A 14,020-nucleotide genomic window follows, 5' to 3' on the forward strand; every position below is an offset into this window, starting at 1 on the left:
CCTAGTCAGTTATTGTCAAGGCTGTATCTTCGTCGCGGTCTGGGCCGGAGGGCTGGCGGGCGCCTGCTTGCGCAGGCCCGACCAGACGATGGCCGCCACGATGAGCGCGGCACCCGCCATCATGCGCGGCGTCGGTTGCTGACTGAACAGCGCCCAGGCGAAGGCGATGGCGTAGACCGGCTCCAGGGCGATGACCAGCCCGGCGCTGCGGGCGTTGAGCCGGGTCAGGCTGGAGACGAACAGGTAGTGGGACAGCCCGGTGCAGAAGATGCCGAGCAGCGCCAGCCAGAAGAGATCCAGCGCCGGCAGGGCGGGCAACTGGCCGGCGGCGAAGGGCAGCATCACCAGCGCCACGACCAGGTTCTGCCAGCACGCCACCTGCATCGGGTCCATGCCCGAGGCCGAGCGCCGGTTGCTCAAGGCCAGCAGCGCGAAGCTCAGGCCGGACAGCAGGCCCCAGGCCAGGCCGATGGTGCCCTGGTCGGCCAGATCGAACGAAGGGGTGACCAGCACCAGCCCGGCGGTCACCAGCCCCAGCAGCAGCCATTCGGCCAGGCGGATGCGTTCGCGGAAGATCAGGCCCTCGAACAGCGTGATGAAGGCCGGGAAACTGGCGAACCCCAGCGTCGCGATGGCGATGCCGCCGACCTTGACCGAAATGAAGAACGTGACCCAGTGCCCCGCCAGCAGGGCGCCCGCCACGACCAGCACGAACAGCTGCGCCGGCGTCAGGGCGCCAAGGAGCGGCTTGCGGCGCATGCGGGCGAAGAGGCCCAGCGAAACGACTGCGAATGCGGCGCGCCCCAGGGTGATCACGGCGGCGCTGGCCTGGATCAGTTCCCCGAATACGCCGGTCAGCCCGAAAAGCACGGCGGCAATGTGGATGTAGGTCAGGGCGCGGTGTCGAGTCATGCGTGGGGAAGCAAAAGGCGGGGCGTGCATTTATTTTTGCACTGAACATAAAATCATCGCATGAATCGCCTCGCCGAGTTTTTGCCGTTAGTCCGTTCTTCCAGCCGCGCGGCTGGTTTTTTCATGGCGACCCTAGGAGCGGTCCTGTTTTCGGCCAAGGCCATCGTGGTCAAGTTCACGTATCGCTATGGCATCGACGCGGTCACCCTCATCGCCTTTCGCATGCTGTTCGCCATGCCGTTTTTCGCGGCCGTGGCCTGGCATCAGTCGCGCCGCGCCTCGCGCGGCGAGATCGCCGTCCTGACGGCCAGGGAACGCCTGCAAGTCTGCGTGCTGGGGCTGCTGGGTTATTACCTGTCCAGCTTCCTGGATTTCCTGGGGCTGCGCTACGTCACCGCCAGCCTCGAACGGCTGATTCTCTTCCTGTCGCCATCGCTCGTGGTGCTGTTGTCGGCATTCTGGTTCAAGCGCCCGGTCGAGCGGCGCCAATGGATGGCCATGGTGCTGTCCTACGTCGGCGTGGTGCTGGTGTTCGCCCATGACCTGTCCTTCGGCGGAAGCGAGGTGCTGTTAGGGTCTTTATTCGTTTTCGGGTCGGCCACAAGCTATTCTGTGTACCTGATTTGTTCAGGGGAACTGATCAAGCGGGTGGGCGCGACGCGGCTGGTGGCCTACGCCATGCTGGTGTCCTGCGTGGCCTGCATCATTCAGTTCTTTGCCGTGCATCCGCCGTCGATGCTGCTCCAGCCTGCCGGGGTTTACGGATATTCCGTGATCCACGCCACGCTGAACACCGTGGTTCCGGTGTTCATGCTGATGTGGGCGGTGGCGCTCATCGGCGCGCCCACCGCTTCGCTGCTGGGCATGGTGGGGCCGGTGTCGGTGCTGTTCCTGGCGTCGTGGTTCCTGCATGAGCCCATCACGGTGTGGCAGATGGCGGGGACCGCATTGGTCCTGGCAGGCGTATTCGCATTGATGGGGGGCGGGGCCGGCAGGCCGGCGTCCGCCAGGCAAGGCGCGGCGCGGCCGCCTCGTTGAATCCGGTTTTCCCGCTCAGTCCGCATTATTTCCAATAGAAAGGAGGCCAGCATGGCCAGCAATCTCGTCAAGGCAATTCGTATCGAGCAACACGGTGGTCCCGAAGTCCTGAAGCTGGTCGAGGTGGAAGTTCCCCCGCCCGCCGCCAATGAAGTCACGATCCAGCAGCACGCCGCCGGCCTGAACTTCATCGATATCTATTTCCGCACGGGCTTGTATCCCCATCCGCTGCCCCACGGCCTGGGCTTCGAGGGCGCGGGCGTCGTGACCGCCGTGGGCGCCGACGTCAAGCACCTGAAGAAGGGGGACCGCGTCGCCTATGGCCAGAGCCCCATCGGCGCCTACGCCCAGGCCCGCAACGTGCCGGCCGCCCAGGTCGTCAAGGTGCCCAAGGGCATTGGCTTCGACGAAGCCGCCGCGTTGATGCTCAAGGGCCTGACGGTGCAATACCTGTTCCGCCAGACCTATCGGCTGCAGGGCGGCGAGACCATCCTGTTCCACGCCGCGGCCGGTGGCGTGGGCCTGATCGCCTGCCAGTGGGCCAAGGCGCTGGGCGTGAAGCTGATCGGCACCGTCTCGAGCCCCGAGAAGGCCGAGCTGGCCCGCGCCAACGGCGCCTGGGAGACCATCGACTACTCCCGCGAAAACGTGGTCGAGCGCGTGCTGGAACTCACCGGAGGCAAGAAGGTGCCGGTGGTGTATGACGGCGTGGGCAAGGACACCTGGGAGACCTCGCTCGATTGCATCGAGCCGCGTGGCCTGATGGTGAGCTTCGGCAACGCGTCCGGCCCGGTGGCGGGCGTCAACCTGGCGACGCTGAACCAGAAGGGCAGCCTCTACGTGACGCGCCCGTCGCTGGGCATACACGTGAACACGCTGGAAAAGCTGCAGGCCGCTTCCGAGGAGCTGTTCGACCTGGTCCTGAAGAAGAAGATCAAGGTCCGCATCGACCAGCGCTATCCGTTGGCGCAGGCCGGCGAGGCCCAGACGGCCTTGGCCTCGCGCAAGACCACCGGCGCCACGGTGCTGATGCTGGACTGATCCGCGCGAGGCGCGACGCGCCCCCCGGGATCGGGGCCGCGCACCGCCTGGCCCGGCGCGTAGCCCGCGCCGGGCTTTTTGTTGCCTGGCGCCGCGTTGGGGGCCGCCCCGCCGCCGAGCCGCCTCAAGGCGGGGCAGCCCCCTTGGGGGGCAGCAAGCATGCGCAGCATGCGCAGCGTGGGGGCCCGCGCCGCCGCCAGGCCGCCCTAAGGCGGGGCAGCCCCCTTGGGGGGGCAGCAAGCATGCGTAGCATGCGCAGCGTGGGGGCCCGCGCCGCCGCCAGGCCGCCCTAAGGCGGCGCAGCCCCCTTGGGGGGCAGCAAGCATGCGTAGCATGCGCAGCGTGGGGGCCAACACCCGTGCGCAGAATGACAAATCGCCATGCACGGCCCGACAAGCCAGCGGCGGGCGCCGTTGCTATTCTGGCTCCGACCTTTTCGTTGGAGTTCCGAATGCCCGCTGCAAGCGCTACCTCCGCCGACCGCCCGGAACTGGGCGCCATCCGCGAGTCCATGCTCATCGACGGCAAGCCGGTGCGCGAAGGGCAGGGCGAGCCCATCGCCGTGCACGATCCCGCCACTGGAGAGGTGATCGCGCATCAGCCCGATGCCGGTCCCGTCCAGGTCGACCTGGCCGTGCAGGCGGCAAGGCGCGCCTTCGATTCCGGGCCCTGGCGCAACATGCTGCCGGCCGGGCGCGAGCGTCTGCTGCTGAAGCTGGCGGACCTGGTCGAGCAGCACGGCAACGAACTGGCCCGGCTGGAAACACTGAACAACGGCAAGCTGCTGGGCGTGGCGCAGGGGCTGGAAGTCGGGTCCGGCGCACAGTGGCTGCGGTACATGGCTGGCTGGGCCACGAAGATCACCGGCGACACGCTGTCGCTATCCATTCCGTTTCCGCCAGGCGCGCACTATAGCGCCCAGACCTTGCCGCAGGCGGTGGGCGTGGTCGGCGCGATCATTCCATGGAATTTTCCGCTGCTGATGGCGATCTGGAAGATCGCGCCCGCCCTGGCAGCCGGTTGCACGGTGGTGCTCAAGCCTGCCGAAGAAACGCCGCTGACCGCGCTGCGCCTGGCGGAACTGGTGTTGCAAGCCGGTTTCCCGCCTGGCGTGGTCAATGTGGTGACGGGGCGCGGCGAGACGGCCGGCGCGGCGCTGGTCGCGCATCCCGGCATCGACAAGATCGCGTTCACCGGCTCCACCGAGGTGGGCAAGCTGATCGGCCGTGCCGCGATGGACGGCATGAAGCGGGTATCGCTGGAACTGGGCGGAAAGTCGCCCGTGATCGTGCTGGACGACTGCGACGTCGATCGCGCCGTACAAGGCGCCGCGGCCGCCATTTTCTTCAACCAGGGCCAGGTGTGCACCGCCGGCTCGCGCCTGTACGTGCAGAAGGGCCTCTACGCCAAGGTCGTCCAGGGGCTGGCCGAGCTTGCCGCCGGCATGAAGCTGGGCTCGGGATTCGATCCGGCCACGCAGATCGGTCCGCTGGTGTCGGCGCGCCACCAGAAGCGGGTCATGGACTACATCGGGATCGGGCGGGCCGAGGGCGGGCGCGTCCTGGCGGGCGGCGACGCCGGCGAGGGCCCGGGGTATTTCGTGCAGCCCACCGTGTTCGCCGATTTGCGGCAGGACGCCCGGATCGCGCGCGAAGAGATCTTCGGGCCCGTCGTCGTGGCGCAGGCCTTCGACACGCTGGACGACGCCGTGCGGCTGGCCAACGACAGCGCCTTCGGCCTGGGCGCGAGCCTCTGGAGCAACGATCTTGCGCGGGTCCAAAGCCTGATTCCGCGCATCGACGCCGGCACGATCTGGGTGAACACGCACAACATGCTGGATCCCAACATGCCTTTCGGCGGGTTCAAGCAATCCGGCATTGGCCGCGAGCATGGCCGCGCCGTGCTGGACCTGTATCTGGAGAAGAAGTCCGTTTGCATGGCGTACTAGAGCGGCGGCGCGGCCCAAGCCGGGAGATACCGGCGGCCCCGCCGTCATGGAACCAAGGGGAAAGGCATGGCAGGCGTGACGGTTGGCCGCATCCGGAGACATGCGGCGCTATTGTTGGCATGCGTGGGAGTGTCGCAGGCGGCATGGGCGGGAGACCCCAGCGCGCGCGACTGGATACCCGCGCCGGTGGGCACCAATCTCATTGCCGGATACCTGGCGGGGCTGCGCTCGTCGGGGCTATATGCGGAAGGCAGGCGGGTGGATGGCGCCTCGGTAGACGTGAACGCGCTGGTGTACCGCCAGATGCACTATCGCGAATTCCTCGGCAAGACGGTGCAGCTCGAACTCATCCTGCCGATGTACCGGACTTCGCTGGACCTGCCCGGCGCGCCGGGCGACCACCAGACGGGCATCGGCGACCTGACCCTGGGCACCGCGATCTGGTTCGTCAACAACGAGCAGACCAAGACCTGGTTCGCCTGGGAGCCGTTCATCGTGGCGCCGGTGGGCCGCTATGACGGCTCGCGCGCCGACGTGTCGCCCGGCAAGAACCGCTGGTCCACCATCCAGGATTTTTCCTTCGTGAAAGGGGTAGGCGAATCGACCTATCTGGAGGCCATCGCGGAGGTGGAAATCTACGGACGCAACACGGATTGGTACGGGCAGACGCTGAAGAAGGATCCCTCGTTCCGCTTCTTCGCCCTGGCCTCGACCAACCTGACCCCCGACACCTATACGGGGGTGCGCTACCGCTACGAGACCGGCGGCCGTGAAACGTCCTCGGGCGAGACCGTCGCCACGCGGGCGCGCAATCACCAGTTGGCCGTCGAGCTCACGCACCAGATCAACGACGCCAACCAGATTCAGATGCAGTACATCCACGACCTGAAGGTCGAGAACGGGCCGCGGATGCGTGGCGTGCAGTTGCGCTATGTCTACGCATTCTAGGAAATCGGATCATGAGACCAGGAGAATATCGATGAATGCGCTTCGTGCCAGATCACGCGCATCGCGGGCCGGGCGGTGGGCGCTGTGCGCCGCCCTGGCGGCCTTGGCGGGGCTTGCCCGGGCGGAACTGCCCGTGGAGGAACTCAAGGGCGGCACCCGCCTGCCGCCGGCCACGCCCCACAGGCTGTACGTGATGGACGCCGTTTTCAATCACCTGGTCGACAGCCGGGTCAACATCTACGACGGCGACACGCGGAAATTCCTTGGAATGGTGCCCACGTCGTTCAATGGCCATATGACGGTGTCCGCGGACGGCAAGGACCTCTACGTGATGACGACCTACTACGAGCGGCTCAACCGCGGCAAACGGACCGATCTGGTCGAAGCCTGGGACGCCGAGACCCTCACGCCCAAGTTCGAGGTGCCGATTCCGCAGAAGCGCGCGCAGGCGCTGAACTACCGCAACTACCTGCGGCAGAGCACCGATGGCGGGCTGCTGTTCGTGCAGAACGCCACGCCCGCTTCATCGGTCACCGTGGTGGACTTGAAGACGCGGCAATTCACGGATGAAATCACCGCGGCCGCCGGGTGCTGGAGCATCATCGTCCTGCCTTCGCGTCCGCGCAGCTTCGCGAGCATCTGCGGCGACGGGGCGTTGCTCACCGTCGACGTGGATGCGGCGGGCAAGCCCGCGGGCCAGCAGCGCAGCCAGCCGATGTTCGATCCGGAGAAGGATCCGATCTTCACCCACACCGAGAACCTCGGCAATACCTTCTATTTCGTTTCCTACAACGGCAATGTCTACAGCGCCGACTTCAGCGGCAAGGAAGCCGTGTTCGGCAAGCCCTGGCCGCTGCAGGACGCCTCTGGCAAGGACCGGGGCTGGCGGCCCGGCGGCTACAACCTGCTGGCCGTGAACCAGGCCAGCAAGCGGCTCTACGTGGGCATGCATCCCAACGGCGCGGAAGGCTCGCACAAGACGCCCGCTTCCGAGATCTGGGTCTACGACCTGGCCACGCGCGAGCGGGTGGCGCGGGTGCCGGGCAGGAACGCGTTGTCGATGTCGGTGTCGCAGGACGACCACCCGCGCCTGTACACGCTGGACGGCGGCAACGTGAACATCTACGACGCCGCGCCGGCCGCGCCCGTTCTCAAGGGCACGATCGAGGCCGCGGGCGAGACCGCGCTGCAGGTCGAGCCGCAACCCCGGGGCGCGCCATGAACGATCCCGTCCTGCTCTATGCCGCGAGCGCGGCGCTGGCCTGCGTGCTGCTCCTGGGCGCGCTGGAAAAACTGAAGGACATGGCGCGATTCTCCGCCGCGGTATCGGCCTATCGCATCCTGCCCGAGGGCTGGAGCCGCGGGTTCGCGTGGGCCTATGTGCTGGCCGAGATAGCGGCTGGAGCGTTGCTGCTGGCGCCGTCGCGCCAGGAGGCGGGCGCGCAGCTGGCCCTGCTGGTGCTGGCAGCGGCCACCGCGGCGCTGGCGTTCAACCTGTCCCGCGGCCTGCGCGACATCGATTGCGGCTGCGCGGGGCCGGCCTCCAGCGGCCCGGGACACGGCGGGGGACTGTCCTGGTGGCTGGTCCTGCGCAACGGGGTCCTGGCGTCATGGGCGGCGCCCGCGCTCTTCGCCGCGGCGGGCGGATCCCGCGGCCTGCAATGGGCGGACGGCGCCGCCGTTTTCGGGTTCGCGATGTCCGCGGTGGGCCTGTACTTCATCGCCAATCACCTCTTGGCTTCGCATCTCAAGCTGCGGAATCTTTGAAGGAGTTTCATATGGATGCCTTGATCATTTCCAACTTCCTGCTTTGGGGCGTGGTGCTCTGCCTGGTGCTGGTCATCCTGGCGCTATCGCGGCAGATCGGCGTGCTGTACGAACGCGTCGCGCCGATGGGCGCGCTGACGATGGACAAGGGCCCCGGCGTGGGAGAACCCGCGCCGCGCTTCGAGCTTGCGGATCTGCTGGGCCGCCGCATCACGGTCGGCGAACGCGGTCAGCATAGCCAGCTGCTGTTCTTTCTTTCCCCGACGTGCCCGGTCTGCAAGAAGCTGCTGCCCATCCTGAAATCGGTGGCCGGCACCGAAAACGCATGGCTGCGCATCGTCCTGGCCAGCGACGGCGAAATGCCCGAGCACCTGGCCTTCTACAAGCAAGCCGGACTGGAACGTTTTCCGTACCTGCTTTCGGCCGAGCTGGGCATGAAGTTCCAGATCAGCAAGCTGCCCTATGCGGTGCTGATCGACGAGACCGGCACCTTGCGCGCGAAGGGCCTGATCAATTCCCGCGAACAGCTGGAAAGCCTGTTTACGGCCAAGGAACTGGGCGTGGCGTCGGTGCAGGAGTTCCTGGCCGCCGGCGCGCTGGACGAAACCCGGATTTCCCGCAAGGAGAGCGGCAATGCACTGGCTGGATAAACTTGGAGAGCGCGCCACGCGCTCCGTCGCGCACGCCACGTCCCGGCGCAGCGTGCTCAACCGCATCGGCAAGGCGCTGGTCGGAACGGCCTTTCTGATGCCCGTGCTGCCCGTGGCGCGTTCGGCGCCCGCGGAGGCCCGGAAGCCGCAGATGGACGACACCGCCTGCGACTACTGGCGCTATTGCGCGGTGGACGGTTTCCTGTGTTCCTGCTGCGGCGGCAGCATGACTTCCTGCCCGCCAGGCACCTCGCCATCGGCGGTGTCGTGGGTGGGAACCTGCCACAATCCGCTGGACGGCAAGGACTATCTCATCAGCTATAACGATTGCTGCGGCAAGGCCGCTTGCGGCAAATGCATGTGCGCGTCGGCGGAGCGCGAGCGTCCCGGCTACCAGATGTTCCTGCACAACGACGTGAACTGGTGCATGTCCAACGAGTCTTCCATTTTCCACTGCACCACCTCGGTGATCGTGGGCCTGGCCAAGGCGAAGCCGAAGCCATGAGGCGCGGGGGGCGGCGGCCGGGGGCGGGATGGCGGCGGCGCTGCGCCGTCGCCATCCTGCTCTGCGCAACGCGGTCCGCGGCGGGCGAGGGCGCGGCACAGGAGGCGACGGCCGGGCAGCTGCGGCAGGCCGTCCGCGCCGACTACGTTCTGCAGTGCGCGGGCTGCCATCGCGTGGACGGCCGCGGCAGCAGCCGCCATGGCATTCCGGACTTCCGCAACTCCGTCGGCGCCTTCGTGCGCCTGCCCGCTGGCCGCGAGTATCTGATCCGGGTGCCGGGCGCCGCGCAATCGCAGCTGGACGACGCGGAACTCGCGGCCGTATTGAACTGGGTTCTGGAGGAGTTCAGCGCGGCGCAATTGCCCGTGGATTTCCGCCCGTACACCGGGCAGGAGGTCGCGGCGGCCCGGCCGCGTCGCTACGAAGACGTGGTGCCGGTGCGTCACGGACTGGCGCAATCGCTGTCGGAGCAAGGATTCGATCTGGCTGAGTATTCCTATGGCAGCGACAGAAAACCCTAGCAGGACGGCAACTTAGGGGTTGTTACCGATACTCCGCCCCGCCGCCCGGTGCTAGAAAGAGTCAGCATTCCGGAGTCGCCATGTCCCAATCCCTATTGCGCAGCGCGCCCAGGCATTTCCTGGATTGCGCAAGCTGGCAGGAAAGTGTCAGCGATACCTTCGTTCCCCTGGAAGTGTCCGCCATGTTTCCCGCGCGTTTCCGCAACAGCGTGGCGGTGGACTCACTGGGCTGGATGCAGGTCAGCGAACTGCGCAGCAGCGCGCAGCGCGTGCGCCGCAGCAAGCTGCAGGCCGACCAGTCCATGGCGGCGGGCTATAAGGTGACGCTGCAGTTGTCGGGCCGCAGCGAAATCCGCCAGGCAAGGCGCAACGCCTTGCTGATGCCCGGCGAGTGGGGCATCTACGACACGACCCGGCCGTACGAGGTCGATGTGGACGACGGCGCGCATTTTCTGGTGATGCAGGTGCCGGGCAAGCACGTCGACGCCTGGCAGCCCTTCATGCAGAACGCCGTGGCCCGCTGCTTCAGCGCCCGCCAGGGCTGCGGGCGCATGGCCATGGACCTGCTGCGCGTGGCGCTGACCGAGCACGCGCACCTGTCGGAGAGCGCGTCGCGCGACGCGGCGAACGCGGTATTGCAGATGATGGGCCTGAATATCAGCGAGCAGGCCGGCGCATTGGCCGAACAGGACCAGGCCGAGCTGCGCCAGGCGCAATTGCGGCGCGTGCAGCAGCACATACTGGAAAACCTGCATGATCCGGCGCTGTCGCCGGCCAGCGCGGCGGCGGCCTTCCGGGTGTCCAGGCGGTATCTGTACAACCTGTTCGCGCAAGCGTCCACCACGCCCGCGGACTTCATTCTCAGCGCCAGGCTGGAGCGCTGCCGCGACACGCTTTGCGATGCGGCGCAGGCGGCTCGGCCGATAGGCGACATTGCCTATCGATTCGGTTTTTCAGACGCCGCGCGTTTCAGCCATGCGTTTCGCAAGCGCTTCGGCGTGTCGCCGTCGGAATACCGGCGCCAGGAACGCTAGCGCCCGCGCGGGGCCGCCGGCGCAGCGGGCGGCTCCGGCAGCGGCCGGTCAGAGCGGTTCGTCGTTGATCAGGTCTTCCTTGCCGTAGAACTTCACGCCGATGTGGATGCGGTCCCGGCCCTGCGAACGGCGGTGGCGATTGGTGTCGCGCAGCGAATAGACGCAGCCGCAGTATTCCTGCTGGTAGAAGTTCTCGCGTTTGCTGATTTCGATCATGCGGGCCGAGCCGCCGCCCTTGCGCCAGTTGTAGGTCCAGTAGACCAGGTCGTCGTAGCGCGCCGCGGCGCGTTCGCCGCAGCCGTTGATCTGGTTCATGTCCTTCCAGCGCGAAATGCCCAGCGAGCTGGTGATGGTGTCGAAACCATGCTCGTGCGCATACAGCGCGGTGCGTTCGAAACGCATGTCGAAGCAGACCGTGCAGCGTTCGCCGCGCTCGGGCGAGTCTTCAAGCCCCTTGACGCGGTCGAACCAGTTGTCCATGTCGTAGTCGGCGTCGATGAACTCGATGCCGTGCTGCTCGGCGAAGCGGATGTTCTCCTGCTTGCGGATTTCGTACTCTTTGACCGGATGGATGTTCGGGTTGTAGAAGTAGATCGAGTAATCGATGCCCGAGGCCGTCATGGCTTCCATGACTTCGCCGGAACAGGGCGCGCAGCACGAGTGCAGCAGCACCTTGCTGCGGCCGGCGGGCAGGTCGAGTTTGGGGCGCACGAGATCGGACATGGCTTGCAAGCAGGAAAATGCGGAAAAGTCCTTATTTTACGACGAGTTGCCGCAAGCGCGGCGGCACCGCTCGCGGCCCCGGGAAAGGGCTCATCCCAGCACCGCCGCCCAGAGCTCGCGCACGGCGGCCCGCTCCTGCTGCAACTGGTCGGGCGGGACGCGCGCTTTTTCCACGCCCTGCAGGCGCAGCTGGTGCTGGGCGCGGCGCAGCGTGCGGTAGGCATCGCCCGCGCGGGCGGCGAGCTCGGGCGCGATCAGCCCCGCCTCGCCCGCCAGGCGCAGCAGGGCGATGTTGCCCAGGTTGCGCACCAGCTCCGGATGCGTGCCCGAATGGCAGAGCACCAGGTACTGGGTGACGAATTCCACGTCGACCATGCCGCCCCGGTCGTGCTTCAGGTCGAACAGCTGGCTGCCGTTGGGATGGCCCGCGTTGATCTTTTCGCGCATCGCCAGCACTTCCTCGCGCAGCGCCGCGGCGTCGCGGGGCAGCACCAGGATGTCTTCGCGGATCCGTTCGAAGCGGGCGCCGATGCCGGCGTCGCCGGCCGCATGGCGCGCCCGGGTCAGCGCCTGATGCTCCCAGGCCCAGGCGTGCTTGTGCTGGTATTGCTCGAAGGCTTCGACCGACACGGCCAGCAGGCCGGCGTCGCCGTCCGGCCTCAGGCGCAGGTCCACCTCGTACAGCCGGCCCGAGGAAGTCATGGTCGAAAGCCAGGACGTCATGCGCCGGCCCAGCTTGGCATAGACCTCGGCGGCGTCCTCGCGCGGGTCGTCGAACAGGAACACCAGGTCGAGGTCAGACGCGTAGCCGAGTTCCTTGCCGCCCAGCTTGCCGTAGGCGATGACGGCGAAGCGCGGCTCGGCGCCTTTCTGGCGATTCACCAGCGGCCAGGCGCGGCGGATGGTTTCGGTCAGCAGCAGGTCGGCGAGCGCGGACAACTGATCTGCCAGTTTTTCCACCGTGAGCTCGCCCTCCAGATCCTGCGCCAGCAACTGGAAGCTGGCCTGGCGCTGGACGTCGCGCATCAGGTTCATCTGCCGCTCGATGTCGGGGTCGCCGTCGGGCAGTTTGCATGCGTCCAGGTCGGCGGTCAGCTGGCGCGCGATCTGAGCGAAGTCCAGCGGTTCGAACAGGGTGCGCCAGTCGATCAGGCTGTCCAGCAGCAGGGGGTGCTGTGTCAGGTATTGGGCGGCCCACGGGCTGGCCGCGACCATGCGGGCCACTCGGGCCAGGGTATCGGGGTATTCGGCCAGCAGGGCCAGGTAGGCGCTGCGCTGCGCGATTTTCTCGATCAGGTCGAACAGGCGCACGGCGGCTTCCAGCGGAGCCGGCGTCTGCCGGGCCGCGCGCAGGGCGGCGGGCAGCAGGACGTCCATCCGCTTGCGGCTGCTCTCGGGCAGGCTGCGTATCCGATGACTGTTGAGCAGGGTTTCGGTGCGGCGCAGGAGGTCCTGCGCGGACTCGCCGAACGCCTGCCTGATCTGCCCGGCGAGTTCGCAGTTGTCGTCCGGGTCGTCCTCGGTGGACGAGGCCTGGACGGCGCCCGGCGCGGGCGGCGGCTCCTCGGTTTCGCCCATGCCCATGATGCGGAACACGTTGCGGAAAGTCTGCGAGACGAATTCGCGGTGCGCGGCCAGGGTGCTTTCGAAGTCTTCAGGGCGCATGCCCAGGGCGGCGGCCAGGCCGGCGCGCTGGGCGGGATCGCCGGGCAGCAGATGGGTCTGCGCATCCTCGCGGTACTGCAGGGCGTGCTCGGTGCGCCGCAGGTAGCGGTAGGCTTCTTCCAGGCGCCGGGCGTCTTCCTCGGGCATCAGGCCCGCGACGCTCTCCGCGTGGAGCGCTTCGAGCAGGCCGCGTTTTTGCAGGGCCGGCATGCGGCCGCCGCGGATCAACTGCGCAAGCTGCACGACGAATTCGATTTCGCGGATGCCGCCGTCTCCCAGCTTGATGTTGTTGGCGCTGTCGATGCCGCTGCGCGCGTGGGCGCGGCGCTGCCAGTCCTGGCGGATGCGCTCGCGCAAGGCGCGCAGGGCGGCCAGGGCATCGAAGTCGAAATACTTGCGGTAGACGAAGGGCACGCGCAGGCTTTCCAGCTGCCGCGCCTGGGCGGCGCTGTCGCTGCCTTCGAAAGCCTGGGCCGGCATCAGGCGCGCCTTGAGCCAGGCGTAGCGTTCCCATTCGCGGCCCTGGCCGATCAGGTAGTGCTCGAGCGCGTCCAGGCTCCAGGCGAGCGGGCCGGAGTCGCCGTCGGGGCGCAGCCGCAGATCGGTCCGGAAGACCTGCCCGTTGGCGTCCACTTCCGACAGCACGGGCATCATGCGCCGCGTCAGGCGGCCGTAGAACTCGTGGTGGCTGATGCGGCGCGGGCCATCGGTTTCGCCCTCTTCGCCGTACAGCATGATCAGGTCGATGTCGGAGGACACGTTCAGTTCGCAGCCGCCCAGCTTGCCCATGCCCACGATCAGCATTTCCTGCGGCTTGCCGGTGGCGGGATCACGAGGCACGCCGTGGACGGCGGCCAGGTCGGCCGCCACGCTGCGGTATGCCGCGGCAACCGCGGTATCGGCCAGGGCGGTCATGGCGCCCACGACCTCTTCGAGCGGAGCCTGGCCCGCCAGGTCCCGGACGATCAGCACGTTGAAGACGCGCTCGCGCAATTTGCGCAACACCATGCGGCAGGTATCGACCGGCAGCACCTCGGGAGCCTCCGGCCCGGCCAGTTCGGCCTGCCATTCGGCGATGCGGGCGGGCGTGACCGCCAGGGGCACGGCCTGTTCGAGCCAGGCGGCCAGGTCCGGATGGGCATCCAGTCGGCGGCGCAGATGGCCGGACCAGGCAAGGGCGGGGGCGAGCAGAGAGGGCGTGGACATGGCGAAAGGGGCGGCGGAATGGGCGCGTTTCAGGTATAAGTGGGGACGATACCGCAAGACCA

Annotated in this window: 13 protein-coding genes; 10 read left to right on the plus strand and 3 right to left on the minus strand. The window is 67.4% G+C overall.

The window, feature by feature from the left end:
• Nucleotides 1-15 precede the first annotated feature (15 nt).
• A complete protein-coding gene (locus ACN6PJ_RS23165) occupies nucleotides 16-912 on the minus strand; it encodes a DMT family transporter (RefSeq protein ID WP_427998142.1) in 897 nt (298 codons plus the stop codon).
• Nucleotides 913-972: 60 nt separating this feature from the next.
• Here ACN6PJ_RS23165 and ACN6PJ_RS23170 point away from each other — a divergent pair, with 60 nt between their 5' ends.
• The 10 genes from ACN6PJ_RS23170 to ACN6PJ_RS23215 all read left to right on the plus strand — a co-directional run bounded on the left by ACN6PJ_RS23170 (nucleotide 973) and on the right by ACN6PJ_RS23215 (nucleotide 10,364).
• Entirely contained in the window at nucleotides 973-1,950 is a 978-nt protein-coding gene (locus ACN6PJ_RS23170) for a DMT family transporter (protein WP_427998143.1), read from the plus strand.
• A 51-nt stretch (nucleotides 1,951-2,001) separates the two neighbouring features.
• Complete coding sequence (locus tag ACN6PJ_RS23175; protein WP_427998144.1) at nucleotides 2,002-2,991, plus strand: quinone oxidoreductase family protein; 990 nt, start codon at nucleotides 2,002-2,004, stop codon at nucleotides 2,989-2,991.
• 451 nt (nucleotides 2,992-3,442) lie between these two features.
• Nucleotides 3,443-4,939, plus strand: coding sequence for a phenylacetaldehyde dehydrogenase StyD (gene styD / locus ACN6PJ_RS23180; protein WP_427998145.1), 1,497 nt, complete (start codon nucleotides 3,443-3,445; stop codon nucleotides 4,937-4,939).
• Nucleotides 4,940-5,005: 66 nt separating this feature from the next.
• Nucleotides 5,006-5,887: a transporter gene (locus ACN6PJ_RS23185; protein ID WP_427998146.1), complete on the plus strand. Its 882-nt coding sequence runs from the start codon at nucleotides 5,006-5,008 to the stop codon at nucleotides 5,885-5,887.
• Nucleotides 5,888-5,918: 31 nt separating this feature from the next.
• The gene (locus ACN6PJ_RS23190) at nucleotides 5,919-7,109 is read left to right on the plus strand and encodes an amine dehydrogenase large subunit (protein WP_427998147.1); all 1,191 of its coding nucleotides are present in this window, start codon (nucleotides 5,919-5,921) and stop codon (nucleotides 7,107-7,109) included.
• Nucleotides 7,106-7,654 (plus strand): MauE/DoxX family redox-associated membrane protein, encoded by a 549-nt coding sequence (locus ACN6PJ_RS23195; protein WP_427998148.1) that lies wholly within the window; start codon nucleotides 7,106-7,108, stop codon nucleotides 7,652-7,654. Before ACN6PJ_RS23190 ends, ACN6PJ_RS23195 begins: the two co-directional genes overlap by 4 nt.
• Nucleotides 7,655-7,665: 11 nt before the next feature.
• Nucleotides 7,666-8,304: a methylamine dehydrogenase accessory protein MauD gene (gene mauD, locus ACN6PJ_RS23200; protein WP_427998149.1), complete on the plus strand. Its 639-nt coding sequence runs from the start codon at nucleotides 7,666-7,668 to the stop codon at nucleotides 8,302-8,304.
• A complete protein-coding gene (locus ACN6PJ_RS23205) occupies nucleotides 8,288-8,809 on the plus strand; it encodes a methylamine dehydrogenase light chain (RefSeq protein WP_427998150.1) in 522 nt (173 codons plus the stop codon). Before mauD ends, ACN6PJ_RS23205 begins: the two co-directional genes overlap by 17 nt.
• Nucleotides 8,806-9,330 carry a c-type cytochrome gene (locus tag ACN6PJ_RS23210; protein ID WP_427998151.1) on the plus strand — a complete coding sequence of 175 codons (525 nt, stop codon included), beginning with the start codon at nucleotides 8,806-8,808 and terminating at the stop codon, nucleotides 9,328-9,330. Before ACN6PJ_RS23205 ends, ACN6PJ_RS23210 begins: the two co-directional genes overlap by 4 nt.
• Before the next feature lie 80 nt (nucleotides 9,331-9,410).
• A complete protein-coding gene (locus ACN6PJ_RS23215) occupies nucleotides 9,411-10,364 on the plus strand; it encodes a helix-turn-helix domain-containing protein (protein ID WP_427998152.1) in 954 nt (317 codons plus the stop codon).
• A gap of 48 nt (nucleotides 10,365-10,412) precedes the next feature.
• Here ACN6PJ_RS23215 and ACN6PJ_RS23220 read toward each other — a convergent pair whose 3' ends face one another.
• Nucleotides 10,413-11,087: an epoxyqueuosine reductase QueH gene (locus ACN6PJ_RS23220; protein ID WP_427998153.1), complete on the minus strand. Its 675-nt coding sequence runs from the start codon at nucleotides 11,085-11,087 to the stop codon at nucleotides 10,413-10,415.
• 90 nt (nucleotides 11,088-11,177) lie between these two features.
• Nucleotides 11,178-13,958, minus strand: coding sequence for a bifunctional [glutamate--ammonia ligase]-adenylyl-L-tyrosine phosphorylase/[glutamate--ammonia-ligase] adenylyltransferase (glnE, locus tag ACN6PJ_RS23225; protein ID WP_427998154.1), 2,781 nt, complete (start codon nucleotides 13,956-13,958; stop codon nucleotides 11,178-11,180).
• Between the last annotated feature and the right edge of the window lie 62 nt (nucleotides 13,959-14,020).

The organism is Achromobacter sp. (assembly GCF_050285585.1).
GTDB lineage: Bacteria > Pseudomonadota > Gammaproteobacteria > Burkholderiales > Burkholderiaceae_B > Achromobacter.